This is a genomic window from Pseudomonas sp. D3-27 (assembly GCF_051132165.1).
Classification (GTDB): domain Bacteria; phylum Pseudomonadota; class Gammaproteobacteria; order Pseudomonadales; family Pseudomonadaceae; genus Aquipseudomonas.
Map to the genome: position 1 here is coordinate 1,521,572 of NZ_CP071667.1, position 18,476 is coordinate 1,540,047.

Below are 18,476 nucleotides of genomic sequence, written 5' to 3' on the forward strand. Positions count from 1 at the left end.
ATCCTTTGATTGAGTTCAGTCACGTTCCAGCACCACGACACGCTGCCCTGCGCGCACCGCCGAACCGGGTTGGACGCGTACTTCACGTACCACGCCGGCCATGGGCGCAAGCACCGGGATCTCCATCTTCATGGACTCCAGAATGACCAGTACGTCACCGGCGGCAACTCGCGTACCCACCTGCACTTGGACTTGCCAGAGATTGCCGGCGATGTGGCTGTCGACGCTCAGTTGGCCCGCGTCCAGCAACGCATCTTCGTTCGGCGCGAGTGTCGGTTCCTCACTGTCGAAATGAGCCTGGCCGCTGGCGATCCAGCGCTCGCGCTCGGCGTTGAAGGCACGTTGTTGCTGCTGGCGGAATGCGCCGATGCTGTCCGCTTCCCGGGCCAGGAAATGCTGGTAGTGCGCGAGGTTGAGTTGGCTGTGCTCGATCTTGAGGTCGAAGCGGCCCAGCGGGAAATCCCGGCGGATGCGCAACAGCTCATCGGCGCTGACCGGGTAGAAGCGGATCTGGTCGAAGAACCGCAGCAACCAGGGCTTGCCATCGAACGCGGCGACGTCCCGATAACGATTCCACATCTGCAACGTGCGCCCGACGAACTGATAGCCGCCGGGACCCTCCATGCCGTACACGCACATGTAGGCGCCGCCGATGCCCACCGAGTTTTCCGCGGTCCAGGTCCGTGCCGGGTTGTATTTGGTGGTCACCAGGCGATGGCGCGGGTCCAGCGGGGTGGCGACCGGCGCTCCGAGGTAGACGTCTCCCAGCCCCATCACCAGGTAGCTGGCGTCAAACACCGTGCGCTGGACCTCGTCGAGGTTCGGCAGGTCATTGATGCGGCGGATGAACTCCAGGTTGCTTGGGCACCAAGGGGCGTCCTTGCGCACGGTGGTCATGTATTTTTCGATGGCCAATTGGCAGGCCGGATCGTCCCAGGACAGTGGCAGATGAACGATGCGCGACGGCACTTGAAGATCTCGCGCGGCGCACACGGCGCCCCACTCGCCGGCGACGATTGCCAGCAGTTCGGCCAGAGGCAGTTGTTCGGGTTGGTAATGCACTTGCAGCGAACGGATGCCAGGCGTCAGGTCGATCACGCCGTGCAGGTGTTTTTGTTCCAGCGCCTGCATCAAGGCGTGGGCGCGAAAGCGCAGCACCAGGTCCAGTTCGGGTGCGCCGATTTCCAGCAGCAGATGGGTGTCGCCGGACAGGCGTGCGACCAGGCGGGTATCGTCCTGGCCGATGTCCAATACCACAGGCGACACCATCCCCTGTGGGAGTGAGCCCGCTCGCGAAGAAGTCGACGCGGTGGTTGAACTGGCCCCTTCGCGAGCAGGCTCGCTCCCACATTGATCCCATTTTAATGCAAGGGAGCGGGCGGTCTTCAGATCCACCGGTACGAACCGCACCTTGTCCCCCGCCTTGAGCTGCCCCAACTGCCAGAGGTCCGCCTCGATCACCGTCACCGGGCAGACGAAGCCACCCAGGCTAGGGCCGTCGGGGCCGAGGATGACAGGCATGTCGCCGGTGAAGTCCACGGCGCCAATGGCGTAGGGATTGTCATGGATATTGGACGGGTGCAGGCCTGCTTCGCCGCCGTCGGCGCGCACCCATTGCGGCTTGGGCCCGATCAGTCGCACGCCGGTTCGGCTGGAGTTGAAATGCACTTCCCAGGAGGTATCGAAAAACGTCTGGATGTAGCGCTCGGTGAAATATTCCGGCGCGCCATGGGGGCCGTAGATCACCCGGATTTGCCGCACGGCTGGCAACAGCAGAGGCGGCTCGTCCGCTGTCGGCAACACGGCGTGCTCATCCAGCGCAGCCAGGTGCAGCACATCGCCGGTACACAGCGCCCGTCCGCCATGGCCGCCAAACTGGCCGAGGGTGAAGGTGCTTTTGCTGCCGAGGTAATTCGGTACCTGCAAGCCACCTTGCAGGCACACATAGCTGCGCGCCCCGGCGCCGGTGATGGTGCCCAGGGCCAGAGTGGATCCGGGATTGATCGACAGCGGGGCGTTCATCGGCACCGCTTCGCCGTCCAGGGTCAGGGCAATTTGCGCACCGGTCACCGCCACCCGGGCGTTGCAATTGAAGCGCAGCACCGGCCCGCTCATGGTGATTTCCAGGGCCGCCGCGCCTTCGTCATTGCCCAGCAGGCGATTGCCCAAGCGCTGCGAGCGGCTGTCCATCGGACCCGACGGCGGTACGCCCACGGCCCAATAACCGAGGCGGCCGGGGTAATCCTGCACGCTGGTCTGGGTGCCAGGGCTGAGCACTTCGAAGGTGTTGGCGCGATAGGCCAGGGTTTCCAGGCAGCGCGTCCAGGGCTGGCCGCCGGCGAAGGGCGCGTCGAGAAGAATTTGTTGCAGGTAGATGCGGTTGGTTTCCACGCCGTAGAGCAGGCTTTCGTCCAGCGCTTGATGCAATCCCAAGCGCGCCTGTTCACGGGTCGGCGCCCAGCGAATCACCTTGGCGATCATCGGGTCGAAATAGGGCGGGATCTGGCAGCCGGCCTCGACCCACGTGTCGATGCGCAGTTGTTGCCCGTCGGCATGGGGGAATTTCACGGCGGTCAACAGGCCCGGGCTCGGCTGGAAATCCCGGCCCGGATCCTCGGCATACAGGCGCGCCTGGATCGCGTGGCCCTCAGCTTTCAGGCCCAGGCTCAGCTCGCTCAAGGGCGGCAGTTCGCCGGCGGCCAGTTGCACCATCCAGCGCACCAGGTCCACGCCCCATACCTGCTCGGTAACGCCGTGCTCCACCTGCAGGCGCGTGTTTACTTCCAGGAAGTAGAAGCGCCCGGCGTCGCTGTCGTAGACGAATTCCACGGTGCCCGCGCTGCGGTAGTTCACTGCCCGGGCCAGTTTGATCGCCGCTGCGCAGAGGGCGTCGGCCATGCCCTCGGGCAGGTTGGGCGCGGGCGTTTCTTCGATGACCTTCTGGTTGCGCCGCTGCACCGAACAGTCGCGCACGCCGAGGGCGATCACTTGGCCTTGGCCGTCGCCGAAGACCTGCACCTCCAGGTGCCGTGCCCGTTCGATGTATTTTTCGATGAACACGCCGGCGTCGCTGAAGTTGTTCTGTCCCAGGCGCTTGACCGCTTCGAAGGAATCGCTCAATTCGGCGGCGCTACGGCACACACGCATGCCAATCCCACCGCCGCCAGCCGTACTTTTCAGCATTACCGGGTAACCGACCTGCGTTCCGGCCAGCAGCGCGGCGTCGAGGCTGTCGAGCAGTTCGGTGCCTTCGAGCAGCGGCACGCCGTGCCGCTTGGCCAGGTCTCGGGCGGTGTGCTTGAGGCCGAACACCCGCAGTTGTTCCGGCGTGGGGCCGATGAAGGCGATACTGGCGGCCTCGCAGGCTTCGGCGAAAGCGGCGTTTTCCGAGAGGAAACCGTAGCCGGGATGTATCGCCTTCGCGCCGCTGCTTTTGGCGATTGCCAGGAGCTTATCCACCGCCAGGTAGGTGCCCGCCGCCGCGCCTTCGCCCAAGCAGTGGGCTTCGTCGGCCTGAAGGATATGCAGGCTGGCTTCGTCCGCTTGGGAGTACACCGCGATGCCTTGGACATTCAGCTCGCGCAAGGTCCGCAGGACGCGGCAGGCAATAGCGCCACGGTTGGCGATGAGGATTTTTTCGAACATGGCATTACCCCCTCAGGCATGGGTGCTGCCTGAACTGGGATGCGGGCCGTCCCGCAGTTTTCGATGGCCGCCGGGGTCGTCCCCGTGGGCGAAACTTTCTTAAAAACACCATCGGACCTTGTGGGAGCGAGCTTGCTCGCGATGGCGGCGGCACATCCAACCTCGATGTAGCTGACAGACCGCTATCGCGAGCAAGCTCGCTCCCACAGGACCGGCGGCGTTCAGCCGATCATTGAATGCACTGCCCCGACCGGCTCTGGCACAACGCGAACAGCCAACGGCGCAGGCGCATGAGTTTCAGTTCCATATCAAAAGCTCCGCAGGCGTGGGGTTATAGGCGTTACATGGGTTATTCAACTGCGGGCAGTTGGAGATCAGGACGATCACGTCCATCTCGGCCCGTAGGTCGACGTATTTGCCCGGTGCCGAGATCCCGTCTTCGAAGGTCAGGCCGCCCTCGGCGGTCACCGGTACGTTCATGAAGAAATTGATGTTCGGCCCGATGTCGCCTTTACCGAGGCGGCCGTCGTGGGCGCAGGCCCGCAGGTAGTTATCGCGGCAGCTGTGCATGTAGCGTTTTTCCAGGGCGTAGCGCACGGTGTTGCTTTCCTGGGCGCAGGCGCCGCCGAGGGTGTCGTGACGTCCGCAGGTGTCTTCGATGATCGTCAGCATCGGTCGACCGAGGTTGGAGTACAGCACGCTGCCGGTACTTAGATAAACGCTGTTCTGCCGGCGCAGGGTGCGTTGCACGTCGTAGCGTTCCTTGGGGTTGGCCAGGCTGTAGAACAGCGTATCGACCGCCTGGTTGCCTTCCAGGTCCAGGATGCGCAGGGTCTGGCCGGCCTTGACCTCGGTCAGCCAGGGTTCCCCGGCGGGAATCGTGGCGCGGTAGACGGCGGTCTCGGCGTGCTTGTGTGCGGTGGCGATGGCGAGTGACATGGCGACGATCCTCAGGCGAACAGGCGGTCGGTATTGATGAAGCCCCGCTGGTTTTCCGGGCGCGAAAGGCGGCAGTGTTCGGCGACGCTGGGGTTGGCATTCATCCAGCTGAGCTTGAGCGGCTGCGGGGCGTATTGCGGGTTCGGGTCCATCGGGTGTTGCAATGCGGTCAGCACCACCAAGGTGTCCATTGGCGCGTACAACTCGATGTAGTCGCCCGCCTTGGAGTTGCCTTCCACGAAATGAAAGTGGCCGGCCTCGTCGACATCGACCCGGCTGAACAGGTTGAGGGTCATCAGCAGGTCGGACAGGCCCAGCCCCCATTTGCCCAGTTCCACCAACAGGTTGTCGGTGCCGTTGCGAAAGAAGCCGTTGCGCAGTTCCTGATAGCGGCCCTGGCCATATTTTTCAGCGACTTCCTCGGCGCAGAGCACACCGCCCAGGCTGTCGCTCCAGCCGCAGGTGTCGACGGTGATCGCCGCCAATACCCGGCCCATGTCGGAATAAAGGCAATGGCCGGCGGTGAGCTTGGCGGTGTGTTGGCACTTAAGGCTGTCCGGCAGGTTCAGGCGTTCGGTTTTTTCGTTGGCGTTGAGCAGCGTCAGGCTCACGTTGGCGCCGCCGCGAAGGTTGGTCAGGCGCAGCAGTTGGCCGCGCTTGAGCACGAAGGAACGGTGGCCGCCGCCGGGCAGAATCTCTTCAGCGAAGGGGGGAAAGACTTGGATCGAATCGGTCATGGAAAAGCTCCTTTCAAGCGATACGCAGCGTGCCGGCCAGTTCGGCGGGCAGGGCGTCGACGGCGGCACGGGCGGTGCGACGGTCGCTGTTCAATGGAATGTCGTAGGTGATGCGTGCGCCATAGGCGCCAGGGGCATGTGGATCGACGCGGACCTTGTCGAACACCAGCAGGCGTGTGCCGAGGCTGAAACCTTCGGACAGATCATGGGTGACCATGAATACCGTCAGCCGGGTTTCGCGCCACAGTTCCAGCAGCAGGGCGTGCATGTCTTTGCGAATGCCCGGGTCGAGGGCGCCGAACGGTTCGTCCAGCAGCAGGACCCGGGGCTTCATGATCAACGCCTGGGCAATCGCCAGCCGTTGCTGCATGCCGCCGGAGAGCTGCGCCGGGTATTTGTCCAGCGCGTGGCCGAGGCCAACCTTGTCCAACAGTTGCGCAGCCTCTTCGCGAGCCTGGCGTTTGGCACTGCCGAACAAACGCCCCAGCATCGGCGAGCGCGGCAACTCCAGGCCCAGGGCGACGTTGTCCAGCACCGTCAGGTGCGGGAACACCGAATAGCGCTGGAACACTACGCCCCGGCTGGCATCCGGCTCGCCCGCCAAGGGTTCGCCGTCCAGCAGGATCTGTCCGCGACTGGCGCGCTCCTGGCCGAGCAGCAAGCGCAGGAAAGTCGACTTGCCGCAACCCGATGCGCCCACCAAGGTGCAAAATTCACCCTCGGCGACGTTCAGGTTCAAGCGTTCCAGCACGACCTGATCGGCGTATTGCTGCCAGACATTGTTCACACAGATAAAACTCATGCCTGCGCTCCCTCGTACCAAGGAAACGCTCGACGGGTCAGGCGCTTGAGACCCCAGTCCATCAGCCAGGCGAGCAGGGTGATCCACACCACGTACGGCAGGATCACGTCCATCGCCAAGTAACGACGCACCAGGAAAATCCGATAACCCAGCCCATCGGTGGACGCGATGGCTTCGGCGGCGATCAGAAACAGCCAGGCCGAACCCAGCATCAACCTCAGGGAGATCAGCAAGCGTGGCAGCAGTTGCGGCAGGACCACGCGCAAGATCAGAGTCCAGGTTGACGCGCCGAGGGTCTGGGCCTTGATCAGCAGCTCACGGGGAATCTCCCGGGCGCGCTGTTCCAAGTCCCGGGCCAGACACGGTGTGATGCCGATCACGATCAGCATCACTTTCGACAGTTCCCCCAGGCCGAAGACGATGAAGAGGATCGGCAGAATCGCCAATGGCGGCACCATCGACACCACGATGAGCAACGGTGAAAGCGGTGCGCCCAACAGCGGCAGCGTGCCAGCCGCGATGCCCAGGCACAGCCCGACCAGGGCGCTGATGCCCAGGCCGATCGCCAACCGGCGCAGGCTCGACGCGGTGTCTTGCCAGAGCAGGTAGTCGCCACTGCGCGCATCGGCGGTAAAGGCCAGGCGTTTCACCGCATCGGCCATCTGCCCGGCGCTGGGCAGCAGCTTGTCGTTGGGGTTGTCCGTCAACCGTTCGGCCGAGCCCATGAAGTAGGCGAACAGCACCAACGCGAACGGCAGGATCACCAGCAACAAGCGGCTGGGACGGTCCGGGTAGCGGTTGATCAGGCGCATGCCAGCTCCTCCGGTTTACAGCTTGGCGTCGGCGGCCAGCTGTACGTAGGTCGGATCAAAGCGCAGCTTCAGGTTGGCCTTGTCGCCGCGAGTCACGCCATTGGCGAACGCCATGCCGACCGCATCGGTGTCCTTGGCGCCTTCGCCCAGCAAGCCGTGCTGGAACGAAAACGCCGCCACCTTGCCCATGGTGGCGGGCAGTTGTTCGCTGGTGACGAAGGCCAGCGCTTCCGTGGGCGTGGCGAACAATTTGGTGGTGTCCAGTTGCGCCTGGAAACCTTTGAGGTCAGTGCCCGACGCTTTGGCCATGTGTTCCAGCGCAGCGTTGGCGGCAGCGTTCCTGGCGTTCATCAGCGCCACCACTTCAAACCAGGCGCCGGTCAAGGCCTTGCCCAGGGCTGGGTTGTCTTTCAGGGTCTGGGTGTTGACCACCATCATGTCCATGATCTCGCCGGGCACTTGGCTGGAGTTGAACACTTCGCTCACGCCCGGCTGGGCCTTGATGTCCGAAAGCATCGGGTTCCAAGTGGTGACGGCCTTGACCTGGTCGGTGTTGAAGGCAGCGGAGATATCAGCGTCGGAGGTGTTGACGACTTTCAGGTCTTTCTCGGCGAGGCCGACCGAATCCAGGGCACGGGCCAGCAGGTAATGGGACACCGACAGTTCCACCAGGTTGACGTCCATGCCTTTAAGGTCGTCGACTTTCTTGCCTTCGCCCTTGAGGACGATGCCGTCGTTGCCGTTGGAGAAATCGCTGACGATCAGCGCGGTGCTGTCCACGCCACCTGCGGCGGGAATGGTCAGGGCGTCCATGTTGGTCATGGTGCAGCCGTCGAACTGGCCGGCGGTGTACTGGTTGATGGATTCAACGTAATCGTTGAGCTGCACGACATCGATGGTGATGCCGTACTTTTTTGCCCACTTGTCGACGATGCCTTGGCTGCCCGCGTACTCCCAGGGCATCCAGCCGGCATAAATGGTCCAGCAGACGCTGAAGTGGTCTTTTTGCGCGGCGGCGGATGAGAAGCTCAGGAAAGCCGAGAGGACGGCGACGAGCAGGGCGGACAGACGAAGCTTGAACATGGTGGTTCTCCAGTTGATCAAGGGCGGACAGGAGCAACGCGGCACCGCGAACGGTGTCTTGTCTCCCGGGCTTTTGTCCCGCCGTGTAACCTCAACTGGAGGTCGCCAACTCTCGGACCAGCCACTCGCCAGAGGCGAGCCGGAACCCTAGTCAGCCATTGCAAATTGTGGTGCCGCGAACCTGTGATGACTCCTGCACGGGATTGGTAAAGCGAGAGCCGTGCCAATTCGGGCAGAGGCCCGGGCCAGAGGGGGTGGGTCTGAGGGAGCAATGATCGGGGGGCGGATTTGTGCTTGGTTGTGGTGCTGTCGCGCACCGGAAGAGGGCGACGAGGGACATGTTTCCAGTTGTTGCCAGGTCGCACCAGATTCCGATTTCGCTGTCAGATTAATCGTCAGTCACCCCAATAGATGACTGCCGCCCATCAGCGTCGCTGGTGCGGCCCATTCGCGGTCCAGGAGGCCGCCATGTATCGACGACTGCTCCTCATTGCGTTTCTTGGTCTGACTCTTTCGGCATGCGTGCCTTACTACGACGGAGGCTCGAGCTACTATCGTTCAGAGGTCTATACCTCACCAGCGCCGGCCTATTACAGCGGTGGGTATTACTCGGCCCCACGGGGCTATTACGCCCCACGGTACTACCAACCGGCGCCCCGTTATTACTCGGCCCCGCGCTACTACCAACATGGCCCGCGCTATTACTCGCCACCGCGAGCGGCGTACCGGCCTTATCCACACCGAGGCGGCTGGGATGGTCGCGATCGAGGCGGCTGGAACGATGACCGTCGTGGCCGGGGCGGGCGTGACCGCGGACATGACCATCGAGGACGTGGTCATGATGGGCGAGGCAACCATCGGTAAAGGACAGGCAGCAAAAAGCGGCGCATGAAGCGCCGCTTTTTTTGTGCCTGCGATAAATCCGGCGGGATGACCTCTGTGGGCGTGAGTTTTCTCCTGCGCGGATATGATTCTGGCTCGGTTATTCGTTGGACAAATCCGCCAACGGATGCCGACCCTCCCACACCTTGTGAAAATGCGCTTGCACCGCTGCTTCCGGTACATGATTGATGTCCGGCCAGTGCCAGTGGGGTTTGTGATCCTTGTCGATCAATCGCGCCCGCACGCCTTCGCTGAATTCCGGATGGCGACAGCAGTTCAGGCTCAAGGTGTACTCCATGCGGAACACACCGGCCAGCGACAAATGCCGCGCCCGGCTGATCTGCTCCCAGACCAGGTGCGCCGTCAACGGCGAGCCCTCGGTCATGGTCTTGGCCGCGCGGGCGATCAGCGGATCAGGATGCTCCACCAGCAAGCTGAGGGCCTTCCAGGCGCAGCGGACGTCACTGACATCCAGCCATTCGTCGATTTTGTGCCGACGGGGCAACCACTGGGCTTCGGGCAACTGGGTCAGCGCTTCTTGCTGCAAGGCCTTGAGCAGACTGTTGAGTTGCATCTCGGTCTGTTCCTGCCAATTGAGTTGCAACAAGCCCTCGATCAGGTCGTCCTGCTGCTCATCGAGTAAAAAACGATCGGCCAGGCCCAGGTCGATGGCGTCGCGCGCGTTCATGTGGGCACCGGTCAGGCCGAGAAACAGGCCCAGCTTGCCCGGCAGGCGCGACAGGAACCAACTGGCGCCTACATCCGGGTACAACCCGATGCTGATTTCGGGCATCGCCAACCGACTGCTCGGCGTGACGATCCGCGTGCTCGCGCCTTGCAGCAATCCCATGCCGCCGCCGAGCACGTAGCCATGGCCCCAGCACAGCAATGGCTTGGGGTAGGTATGGAGATTGAAGTCCAAGCGATATTCGGCGGCGAAGAATTGCGCGGCCAGCGGCGGCACCTCCCCGGGGTGGGCGCGGCAGGCTTCTGCCAGGCTGCGGACCTCGCCACCGGCGCAAAACGCTTTGGCACCTTTGCCGCGCAGCAATACGCAGACTATCTGCGGGTCCCTGGCCCAGGTGTCGAGCCGATCACGCAGGGCGTTGATCATTGGCAGGGAGAGGGCGTTCAAGGATTTTTCGGCGTCCAGGGTGGCGATGCCCAGGCGCGCGCCATCGATGCCGGTGAGTTCTTCGAAGTGCAGATTCATCGTGACCTCGATCAGAAATTGAATGATCAGTATGACTGCTGTACGGGAAAGTGCCGGATCCGTGTCAGATCAATTGACAAGCCTTGTGGGCTTTCCTAGGGTGCGCCCATTGTTTTTACCGGGTACAACCATGACCGCTGACGACCGTATCAAGCTCGAACCCAGCTGGAAGCAGGCACTGCGTGCCGAGTTCGACCAGCCCTACATGGCAGAGTTGCGCGAATTCCTGCGCAGTGAATACGCCGCCGGCAAGGAGATCTACCCTCCGGCCCCGTTGATTTTCAACGCCCTCAATTCCACTCCGCTGGACAAGGTCAAGGTCGTGATCCTCGGCCAGGATCCCTACCACGGGCCGGGCCAGGCACATGGCTTGTGCTTCTCGGTGCAGTCGGGCGTGCCGACACCGCCATCGCTGGTGAATATCTACAAGGAATTGAAGCGCGACCTGAACATCGACATTCCCAACCACGGTTACCTGCAAAGTTGGGCCGAACAGGGCGTATTGCTGCTCAATACCACCCTGACCGTTGAACGCGCCAATGCCAACGCCCACGCCAAGAAAGGTTGGCAGCACTTTACCGACAGGGTCATCGAGGTGGTCAGCGAACACCAGTCGAACCTGGTGTTCCTGCTGTGGGGCGCCCATGCCCAGAGCAAACAGAAGCTGATCGATGCGACCAAGCATTTGGTCTTGACCTCAGTGCATCCGTCACCGCTGTCGGCCCATCGGGGCTTTATTGGTTGCGGGCATTTCAGCCGGGCCAACAAGTTTCTGGAGCAGCACGGCGAGAAGCCGATCGAGTGGCGGTTGCCGCCGGTTTGACGCGCTAGTCGAGCGGGCCCCATCGCGAGCAGGCTCGCTTCTACAAAGGTTTTGTGGTGGGACGCCAAATGGATACTCGCCGCAGACTCCCGTGGGAGCGAGCCTGCTCGCGATGAGGCAACTCGGTTACAAGCTTGAACCTGTCTTGCGCATCCAATACCTGAACAACGGCTCCGCCAGGAACAGCACGAACAGCAGCCGCATCACCTGCAACGCCGTGACCAACGGCACCGACAATTGCAACGTCTCCGCCGTCAGGCTCATCTCCGCGATGCCACCGGGCATCATGCCCAGGGTCAGCGAACGCAAATCCAGGTGAGTCAAGGTGCTCAGGCCCAGGGCCGCGAGCGTGGCGATCAGCATCGTCAATACCGTGCCAACCAATGTACGCCCCATGAACGACGGTGCCCGGCGGAAGAACTGCCGGTTGAAATGACAGCCCAGGCCGCTGCCGATCAGCCATTGGCCGATCTGGCTACCGCCGTCGGGCAGGCCGATGTGCAAATCCCAGCCGATGCTCACCGCCGCGCTGACCAACAGCGGACCGAACAGCCATGGGTTGGGCTGGCGAAGGCGCTCCCAGATCCAGGCGAGCAGTGCGCCGGCCGGGAACAGGATCGCCAGCCACATCCAGTCCACCGTCGTGGCGTGTTGCAGTGGGGTGCCTTCGCCCAGCAGGTACTTGAAGGCGGCGGGAACGCACAGCACCACCACCAGCACGCGTAGGCTCTGGCCCGCGGCGACATGGCTGAGCATCGCGCCGTTGCGGGCGCCGAGGTTGACCATCTCGCCGGAACCGCCTGGCATGCTGGAAAAGAAAGCGGTGGCGCGGTCCTCGCCGGTGCGGCGCATCAGCCACACGCTCACCACGCTGGACACGCTGGTGATCAGCGCGCCGAAGAAAATCAGGCCGAAGTGGCTCAGGACTTGCTCCATCACCACTGGCGTAAAGTGCAGGCCGATACCGATGCCCACCACCCATTGGCCGCATTTGCGGCCGCCGGGGATTTCCATCAATTGCCATGGCGTGAGGCAGCGCACCAGGATGATCGCCAACAGCGAGCCGACCATCCAGGGCAAGGGCCAGCCGATCAGGCTGGCCAGATAACCGCCGGCCAGACCGACCAGCGGTGTTCCCCACCATTGTCTGAAAGTTGTCGTCTCAGGCATTGGCCAGGGCACGACGCTGGGCACTGCGGCGACGCCAGATGCGCAGCAGCGGCAGGAACAACATGATTGCGGTCAGGACCCAGCAACCGAAGGTGATCGGGCTCGACCAGAGGATTTCCAGCGCGCCGTTGGAGATCGACAACGCACGACGCAGGTTCTGCTCCATCAGGCCGCCAAGGATGAAGCCCAGCAGGACTGGCGACAGCGGGAACTCAAGCTTGCGCAGGATATAGCCGAAGATACCGATGCCGATCATCAGAAACAGGTCGAACGTGGTGGCGTGTACCGCATAGACACCGATCCCGGTGATGATTGCGATGACCGGCACCAGCGCCCAGTTCGGCACCGCCAGGATGCGCGTAAACACGCGGATCATAGGGATGTTGAGGATCACCAGCATGACGTTGGCGATGAACAACGAGGCGATCAGGCCCCAGACGATGTCCGGTTGCTGTTGGAACAGCAGCGGGCCGGGGGTGATGTTGTACAGCGACAGCGCGCCGATCATGACCGCCGTGGTGCCCGAGCCGGGAACGCCGAGGGTCAGCATAGGCACGAGGGCGCCGCAGGCTGCGCCACCGATGGCGGTTTCCGGCGCCGCGAGGCCACGCTTGTCGCCCTGGCCGAACGTACCGGTGGCACCGGCCATGCGTTTTTCAGTCATATAGGCTACGGCACTGGCCAGGGTCGCGCCGGCACCTGGCAATACGCCCATGATGAAACCGAGCACGCCACAGCGCATGTTCACCCAGAACACCGAGGCAGCTTCCTTGACGTTGAACATCATCCGCCCGGTGGCTTTCACGGCCTCCTGGCCGCGATGGGTTTTTTCCAGCAGCAACAGAATCTCGCTGATGGAGAACAGGCCCAGCACCAGCACGACGAACTGGATGCCATCGGTCAAGTGAATGTTGTCACCGGTGAAGCGGTAGACGCCGCTGTTGGCGTCGATGCCGACGCACGACAGGAACAGACCGATCAGCGCGGCGATGAACGTCTTGAGCGGTCGATCACCGGCCATGCCGCCCAGGCAGACGATGGCGAACACCATCAGTACGAAGTATTCCGCCGGTCCGAAGGCAATTGCCCATTTGGCCAGCAAGGGAGCAAACAGCACCATGCCGCAGGTGGCAATGAGCGCGCCGAGGAACGAACTCCACGCCGACAGTGACAAAGCGACCCCGGCCAGGCCTTGGCGAGCCATTGGGTAGCCGTCCAGCGTGGTCATTACAGTGGACGCTTCGCCCGGGATGTTGAGCAGAATCGAGCTGATACGCCCGCCGTATTCGCAGCCCAGGTAAACGGCCGCCAACAGGATCAACGCCGACTCCGGCGGCAGGCCCAGGGCGAAGGCGATCGGGATCAGCAGCGCCACGCCGTTGATCGGGCCCAGGCCCGGCAGCAGCCCTACGACGGTGCCGATCAAGGTGCCGCTCAACGCGGTGACTAGGTTGTAGGGAGTCAATGCAACGCCAAAACCCTGGCCGAGATAATTCAGGGTATCCATATCAATTCTCCAGGACGTCGAGCAGGCCCAGGGGCAGCGGCACGTCCATCAGCTTGTCGAACAACAGATAAAGACCAATGGCCATCAGGCTGATGATCACTACGCTCGGTACCCAGCGGCCGCCGTACAGGCGCGCCATCGGCACGCCAGTGACAATGCTGGCGAGGATGAAGCCCAGGGGTTCGAAAGTTCCGGCGAAGACCAACAGCAGCAAAACGCAGATGCCGATTTTCTGCAGGGTTTCACGGTCCAGTTGCGGGTCGTCTTCGCTGTGCACGACGGGGGTAGGACGAAACAGCATGTACAGCAGCGCCAGCCCCATCAGCCCGATTATCAGCAGGGGAAAGGCGCGCGGGCCGACCGGTTCATAGGAAAAGGCGGCCTGATAAGGCCAGGCCATCAGCGCCAGGCCGATACAGGCCAGCAGCAGCACCGCGGCAACAATACGTTGGATGACGAGCATGACTAACTCCTGGGCGGCGCCGGTTGTGCCGACGCCGCCGCGAGACAGGGGCGATTACTGGATCAGGCCGAACTCTTTGGCCAGCATCTTGTAGTCGGCCACTTGCTTCTTCACGTAGGTGTCCAGCTCCGGACCGGTCATGGCGAACGGGAACAGTTCGCGCTGGTCACGCAGCTTGGCGAACTCTTCGGAGGCCAGCAGTTTGTCGAAGGCGTTTTTCCACCAGGCGTATTCCTCATCGGTGACCTTCGGGCCCAGGTAGAAGCCACGTACCACCGGCCAGCGGATGTCGTAGCCTTGTTCCACGGCGGTCGGGATGTCTTTCATTTCCGGCTCGTCCAGGCGCTTATCGGAGAATACGGCCAGCAGACGCATGTCGCCGCTCAGGATGTGTGGCATGGAGTCGGAGATGTCCGTACTGCCCACCTGGATATGACCGCCGAGCAGAGCGGTAGCGATTTCGCCGCCGCCTTCAAGGGCCACGTAGCGCAGTTTGCGCGGGTCGATACCGGCAGCCTTGGCAATCAAAGCGGTCTGCATCCAGTCCTGGCTACCGACGGTGCCGCCAGAGCCGATCACCACCGAGCCAGGATCTTTCTTCAGAGCCTGTACCAGATCGTCGAGATTCTTGTAGGGCGAATCGCTTTTCACGGCGATGGCGCCATAGCTGGTGCCGACGGCAGCGAGCCAGCGCACATTGGTTTCATCGAAACGGCCGAACTTGCCTTGCGCCAGGTTCAGCAACGAGCCGCTGGACCAGGCCACCAGCGTGCCGGCGTCTGCCGGGCGCTGCGCAACCACTGCGTTGTAGGCCACCGCGCCGACACCGCCGGGCATGTAGGTGACGCGCATCGGCTTGGTCAGCAGCTTTTCATTGACCAGTGCGCTTTGCGCCAATTTGCAGGTCAGGTCGAAACCACCGCCGGGTGCGGCGGGGGCGATGCACTCAGGGCGCTTTGGCTCTTTGGACGAATCAGCGGCGAGCGTTTGCCCGGCGAGCATCAGGCATCCGACGGCAAGGGCTACTTTACGCAGTGCTAGGTTCATTTTTGTCTCCACAGGAGTTGTTGTTTTGTGTTTCAAATCAGGCTTCGCAGAACATGTACGGTGCAGACCCCTGAACGCGTTTCAAAGACGCAGCAGTTCGGTCTGCGCGGAGGCACAGGCAAGGGTAGTCTGGTTGGGGCAGCAAAGGCGGGTGGGCATTGAAGCCTGGAGCTGTATGGACAGCATGGTGAATACTCCGCTTATTGTTTTTATTCGGCGAAAACGCTTCGTGGCGTTTTTCGTTCGCGAGGTGTGTCGCGACCGGCAGTCGAAACTGTCCGTGGAGCGACTCTAACGACCCAACCTTTCGCTAACCTTTCAAAAGCTTTCAGGATGATTTTTGGCTTCACAGTGGCGGATGCGGCTGTAAACTCCGCGCCAAAGAATGGCGCCGGCCATCCCTGAATCGAGGAAAAACCCATGCGTGTTCTGCTCGTCGAAGACCATCTGCAGCTGGCCGAAAGTGTCGCCCAGGCGCTCAAGAGCACGGGTTTGACAGTGGACGTGCTGCACGATGGGGTGGCCGCTGACCTGGCCCTGAGCAGCGAGGAATACGCCGTGGCGATTCTAGATGTGGGGCTGCCGCGCATGGACGGTTTCGAAGTGCTGGCGCGCTTGCGGGCGCGGGGCAAGACCTTGCCGGTGCTGATGTTGACCGCGCGCAGCGACGTCAAGGACCGCGTCCACGGCCTGAACCTCGGCGCCGATGATTACCTGGCCAAGCCATTCGAACTGACCGAGCTGGAAGCCCGGGTCAAGGCGTTGCTGCGCCGTAGCGTACTCGGGGGCGAGCGCCAGCAGCGCTGCGGTGGGTTGGTCTACGACCTGGACACCCGCCGCTTTACCCTTGATGAGGAACTGATGACCTTGACCTCCCGCGAGCAGGCGGTCCTGGAGGCGTTGATAGCTCGACCGGGGCGGGTGATGAGCAAGGAACAACTGGCCGCCCAGGTGTTTGGCCTGGACGAAGAGGCCAGCCCCGACGCCATCGAGATCTACGTTCATCGGCTGCGTAAGAAACTCGATGGCCATGCGGTGGCGATCGTGACGTTCCGGGGCCTGGGCTATTTGCTGGAAACCCGTGATGCATAAGCCCGACAGCCTGCGCTGGCGGCTCCTTCGCAACCTTGCATCGCTGCTGGTGGTGCTGATGCTCGCCAGTGGGCTGAGTGCCTATTGGAATGGTCGCGAAGCGGCCGATACTGCCTATGACCGGACGTTGCTGGCTTCGGCCCGGACCATTGCCGCCGGGCTTTCCCAGCGAGACGGCACGCTGAGTGCGGACGTGCCGTACGTGGCCTTGGACACCTTCGCCTATGACAGCGCCGGGCGTATCTACTATCAGGTCAACGATATCCACCAGAAGCTCATCTCCGGATACGAAAATCTTCCTGGCCCGCCGCCGGGTACGCCGCGCACTGACGATTACCCCGCGCTGGCGCGCTTCTATAACGCCTCTTATCAGGGCCAGAATGTGCGCGTCGTAAGCCTGCTCAAGGCCGTGAGCGAGCCGGAGATGAACGGCATGGCGGAAATCCGCGTGGCGGAAACCGAAGAGGCGCGGGTCAGCATGGCGCGCAGCTTGATGGCCGATACCTTGCTGCGGTTGGGCATGCTGGCGGTGGGTGCGCTGCTTTTGGTGTGGTTCGCGGTCAGTGCCGCGCTGCGTCCCCTGGAACGCTTGCGCACGGCGGTGGAAGAGCGGCAGCCAGACGATCTGCGACCGCTGCCGCTGGTGGAAGTCCAGCATGAGTTATGGCCGCTGGTACGGGCACTCAATCACTTCACCGAGCGCCTGCGTGGCCAATTCGAGCGTCAGGCGCAATTCATTGCCGACGCCGCCCATGAGCTGCGAACGCCATTGGCCGCCCTCAAGGCTCGCCTGGAGCTGGGCCTGCGCGCCAGCGAACCGGCCACGTGGCGCCAAACCCTGGAGACCGCCGCCCAGGGCACCGACCGCTTGACCCACCTGGCCAACCAGTTGCTGTCATTGGCCCGGGTGGAAAATGGCGCCCGGGCGATTGCCGAGGGCGGCGCGCAATTGCTCGACCTGAGCCAGCTCGCCCGTGAGCTGGGCATGGCCATGGCACCCTTGGCCCATGCCCGTGGGGTCGCGTTGGCGCTGGAGGCCGATGAGCCCGTCTGGTTGCGGGGCGAACCGACGTTGCTGAACGAACTGTTGAGCAACCTGGTGGACAACGCCCTGGCCCACACCCCCTCGGGTGGCAACGTCATCCTGCGGGTGATCGCGCCGGCGATCCTGGAAGTCGAGGACGACGGCCCCGGCATTCCTGAGACTGAGCGCGAGCGAGTATTCGAGCGCTTCTATCGACGCAACCAGCAAGTGGCCGGTTCTGGCTTGGGATTGGCGATCGTCGGGGAAATCTGTCGCGCGCATCTGGCCCAGATCACCCTGCATGACGGGCAGGAGAGTGGGCTGAAGGTGCGGGTGAGTTTTATCCCCGGCTAAGCCAGGCAATGCAAAACCCGTGGAAAGGGAGCAAAGTCCCTCGCCACAACGGGCTTTGTCAGTAAAACATCGACCGCGCTTCTTCCAGATCCGCGCAGCGGTCGTGGTTGTCCAGGTCAATGCCCAGCTTCTTGATCGCGGGGACGCCAAATACGTCGATTCTGCTCAGCGGATGGTCGGAGTCCTTGTAGCAGTACAGTGCGGCGACTTGCACCAGGTCGACGTAATCGAGTTGTTCTGAATCCCGGGTGAAATCCAGATACAACCCCGGCAACTTCATCAATCGTTCCGGAAACTCCCAGACGCTGAGCAGCTTGTCCCCCAACACGGGATGAATCGTCTCGATGACGTGGTTGAGGCTGATTGGATCCGACAGCAATTCGTTGTTGTCTTCGGCGTACGTCAGGATCGGCAGCACGCCGATCTGATGGACCAATCCGCCCAGCGCGGCCTGGTCAGGCTTGAGGTGGGTATAGCTGCGACATAGCGCATAACTGACACCGGCGATCTCCAGGCTCTTGCGCCACACCTCACGCATCTTCTGTTCCACGACATCGGAGCGGGCATGGAATATCTGCTCCATGACCAGGCCAATCGCCAGGTTACTGCTGTAGTTGACGCCCAGCCGAGTGATGGCCGTGTGCAAGTCCGTCACTTCCTGCGTGGCGCGTAGCAGCGGGCTGTTGACCACTTTTATCAGGCGCGCCGAGAGTGCCGTGTCACGACCGATCACTTTGCTCAGGTTACTGACACTGATCTCCGGATCTTCCGCAGCCCGGCGAATCTGCATGGCCACTTCCGGTAGTGTGGGCAGGACCAGGTCGTCCTTATCGATGGCCGCCACCAAATCCCGCTGGACCTTATCCGCCAAATCGCTCATTTC

Annotated in this window: 16 protein-coding genes and 1 riboswitch; of the genes, 4 read left to right on the plus strand and 12 right to left on the minus strand. The window is 62.6% G+C overall.

Annotation, left to right across the window (positions count from 1 at the left end):
• Window positions 1–15: 15 nt before the first annotated feature.
• The 6 genes from uca to J3P92_RS07235 all read right to left on the minus strand — a co-directional run bounded on the left by uca (window position 16) and on the right by J3P92_RS07235 (window position 8,018).
• A complete protein-coding gene (gene uca / locus J3P92_RS07210) occupies window positions 16–3,645 on the minus strand; it encodes an urea carboxylase (RefSeq protein WP_434650195.1) in 3,630 nt (1,209 codons plus the stop codon).
• A gap of 297 nt (window positions 3,646–3,942) precedes the next feature.
• Window positions 3,943–4,584: an urea amidolyase associated protein UAAP2 gene (locus J3P92_RS07215; RefSeq protein ID WP_434610080.1), complete on the minus strand. Its 642-nt coding sequence runs from the start codon at window positions 4,582–4,584 to the stop codon at window positions 3,943–3,945.
• An 11-nt stretch (window positions 4,585–4,595) separates the two neighbouring features.
• Window positions 4,596–5,321 carry an urea amidolyase associated protein UAAP1 gene (locus J3P92_RS07220; protein ID WP_434650197.1) on the minus strand — a complete coding sequence of 242 codons (726 nt, stop codon included), beginning with the start codon at window positions 5,319–5,321 and terminating at the stop codon, window positions 4,596–4,598.
• Between the two features lie 13 nt (window positions 5,322–5,334).
• Window positions 5,335–6,123: an ABC transporter ATP-binding protein gene (locus J3P92_RS07225; protein ID WP_434610084.1), complete on the minus strand. Its 789-nt coding sequence runs from the start codon at window positions 6,121–6,123 to the stop codon at window positions 5,335–5,337.
• Window positions 6,120–6,935, minus strand: a complete 816-nt coding sequence (locus J3P92_RS07230; RefSeq protein ID WP_434650199.1) for an ABC transporter permease — start codon at window positions 6,933–6,935, stop codon at window positions 6,120–6,122. Before J3P92_RS07230 ends, J3P92_RS07225 begins: the two co-directional genes overlap by 4 nt.
• Window positions 6,936–6,950: 15 nt before the next feature.
• Complete coding sequence (locus J3P92_RS07235) at window positions 6,951–8,018, minus strand: putative urea ABC transporter substrate-binding protein (RefSeq protein ID WP_434650201.1); 1,068 nt, start codon at window positions 8,016–8,018, stop codon at window positions 6,951–6,953.
• A gap of 60 nt (window positions 8,019–8,078) precedes the next feature.
• A riboswitch (guanidine-I (ykkC/yxkD leader) is annotated at window positions 8,079–8,180 on the minus strand.
• 306 nt (window positions 8,181–8,486) lie between these two features.
• Here J3P92_RS07235 and J3P92_RS07240 point away from each other — a divergent pair.
• Window positions 8,487–8,882 carry a hypothetical protein gene (locus J3P92_RS07240; protein WP_420766721.1) on the plus strand — a complete coding sequence of 132 codons (396 nt, stop codon included), beginning with the start codon at window positions 8,487–8,489 and terminating at the stop codon, window positions 8,880–8,882.
• A 118-nt stretch (window positions 8,883–9,000) separates the two neighbouring features.
• Here J3P92_RS07240 and J3P92_RS07245 read toward each other — a convergent pair whose 3' ends face one another.
• Window positions 9,001–10,113, minus strand: a complete 1,113-nt coding sequence (locus tag J3P92_RS07245; protein WP_420766720.1) for an enoyl-CoA hydratase/isomerase family protein — start codon at window positions 10,111–10,113, stop codon at window positions 9,001–9,003.
• Window positions 10,114–10,243: 130 nt separating this feature from the next.
• Here J3P92_RS07245 and ung point away from each other — a divergent pair, with 130 nt between their 5' ends.
• Window positions 10,244–10,936: a uracil-DNA glycosylase gene (gene ung / locus J3P92_RS07250; protein WP_434562806.1), complete on the plus strand. Its 693-nt coding sequence runs from the start codon at window positions 10,244–10,246 to the stop codon at window positions 10,934–10,936.
• Window positions 10,937–11,062: 126 nt separating this feature from the next.
• Here ung and J3P92_RS07255 read toward each other — a convergent pair whose 3' ends face one another.
• From J3P92_RS07255 to J3P92_RS07270, 4 genes are read right to left on the minus strand one after another with little or no spacing between them, the layout of a single operon-like run.
• On the minus strand, window positions 11,063–12,106 hold the full coding sequence (locus tag J3P92_RS07255; protein WP_434562808.1) for an AbrB family transcriptional regulator: 1,044 nt from the start codon (window positions 12,104–12,106) through the stop codon (window positions 11,063–11,065).
• A complete protein-coding gene (locus tag J3P92_RS07260; protein WP_420766717.1) occupies window positions 12,099–13,613 on the minus strand; it encodes a tripartite tricarboxylate transporter permease in 1,515 nt (504 codons plus the stop codon). Before J3P92_RS07260 ends, J3P92_RS07255 begins: the two co-directional genes overlap by 8 nt.
• A gap of 1 nt (window position 13,614) precedes the next feature.
• Window positions 13,615–14,076 carry a tripartite tricarboxylate transporter TctB family protein gene (locus J3P92_RS07265; protein ID WP_434562810.1) on the minus strand — a complete coding sequence of 154 codons (462 nt, stop codon included), beginning with the start codon at window positions 14,074–14,076 and terminating at the stop codon, window positions 13,615–13,617.
• 54 nt (window positions 14,077–14,130) lie between these two features.
• On the minus strand, window positions 14,131–15,123 hold the full coding sequence (locus tag J3P92_RS07270; RefSeq protein WP_420766715.1) for a Bug family tripartite tricarboxylate transporter substrate binding protein: 993 nt from the start codon (window positions 15,121–15,123) through the stop codon (window positions 14,131–14,133).
• Window positions 15,124–15,543: 420 nt separating this feature from the next.
• Between J3P92_RS07270 and J3P92_RS07275 the strand changes: the two genes are divergently transcribed.
• Both J3P92_RS07275 and J3P92_RS07280 read left to right on the plus strand, forming a co-directional pair.
• Entirely contained in the window at window positions 15,544–16,215 is a 672-nt protein-coding gene (locus tag J3P92_RS07275; protein WP_420766714.1) for a response regulator, read from the plus strand.
• Window positions 16,208–17,593: a sensor histidine kinase gene (locus J3P92_RS07280; protein WP_420766713.1), complete on the plus strand. Its 1,386-nt coding sequence runs from the start codon at window positions 16,208–16,210 to the stop codon at window positions 17,591–17,593. Before J3P92_RS07275 ends, J3P92_RS07280 begins: the two co-directional genes overlap by 8 nt.
• Window positions 17,594–17,651: 58 nt before the next feature.
• Here the strand turns inward: J3P92_RS07280 and J3P92_RS07285 are convergent, their stop codons facing one another.
• Entirely contained in the window at window positions 17,652–18,473 is an 822-nt protein-coding gene (locus J3P92_RS07285; protein WP_434562814.1) for an HDOD domain-containing protein, read from the minus strand.
• Window positions 18,474–18,476 lie beyond the last annotated feature (3 nt).

Bases quoted from the DNA above. Each gene is read 5' to 3' on its own strand.
- uca (WP_434650195.1), bottom strand. From the start codon at position 3,645: ATGTTCGAAAAAATCCTCATCGCCAACCGTGGCGCTATTGCCTGCCGC.
- J3P92_RS07215 (WP_434610080.1), bottom strand. From the start codon at position 4,584: ATGTCACTCGCCATCGCCACCGCACACAAGCACGCCGAGACCGCCGTC.
- J3P92_RS07220 (WP_434650197.1), bottom strand. From the start codon at position 5,321: ATGACCGATTCGATCCAAGTCTTTCCCCCCTTCGCTGAAGAGATTCTG.
- J3P92_RS07225 (WP_434610084.1), bottom strand. From the start codon at position 6,123: ATGAGTTTTATCTGTGTGAACAATGTCTGGCAGCAATACGCCGATCAG.
- J3P92_RS07230 (WP_434650199.1), bottom strand. From the start codon at position 6,935: ATGCGCCTGATCAACCGCTACCCGGACCGTCCCAGCCGCTTGTTGCTG.
- J3P92_RS07235 (WP_434650201.1), bottom strand. From the start codon at position 8,018: ATGTTCAAGCTTCGTCTGTCCGCCCTGCTCGTCGCCGTCCTCTCGGCT.
- J3P92_RS07240 (WP_420766721.1), top strand. From the start codon at position 8,487: ATGTATCGACGACTGCTCCTCATTGCGTTTCTTGGTCTGACTCTTTCG.
- J3P92_RS07245 (WP_420766720.1), bottom strand. From the start codon at position 10,113: ATGAATCTGCACTTCGAAGAACTCACCGGCATCGATGGCGCGCGCCTG.
- ung (WP_434562806.1), top strand. From the start codon at position 10,244: ATGACCGCTGACGACCGTATCAAGCTCGAACCCAGCTGGAAGCAGGCA.
- J3P92_RS07255 (WP_434562808.1), bottom strand. From the start codon at position 12,106: ATGCCTGAGACGACAACTTTCAGACAATGGTGGGGAACACCGCTGGTC.
- J3P92_RS07260 (WP_420766717.1), bottom strand. From the start codon at position 13,613: ATGGATACCCTGAATTATCTCGGCCAGGGTTTTGGCGTTGCATTGACT.
- J3P92_RS07265 (WP_434562810.1), bottom strand. From the start codon at position 14,076: ATGCTCGTCATCCAACGTATTGTTGCCGCGGTGCTGCTGCTGGCCTGT.
- J3P92_RS07270 (WP_420766715.1), bottom strand. From the start codon at position 15,123: ATGAACCTAGCACTGCGTAAAGTAGCCCTTGCCGTCGGATGCCTGATG.
- J3P92_RS07275 (WP_420766714.1), top strand. From the start codon at position 15,544: ATGCGTGTTCTGCTCGTCGAAGACCATCTGCAGCTGGCCGAAAGTGTC.
- J3P92_RS07280 (WP_420766713.1), top strand. From the start codon at position 16,208: ATGCATAAGCCCGACAGCCTGCGCTGGCGGCTCCTTCGCAACCTTGCA.
- J3P92_RS07285 (WP_434562814.1), bottom strand. From the start codon at position 18,473: ATGAGCGATTTGGCGGATAAGGTCCAGCGGGATTTGGTGGCGGCCATC.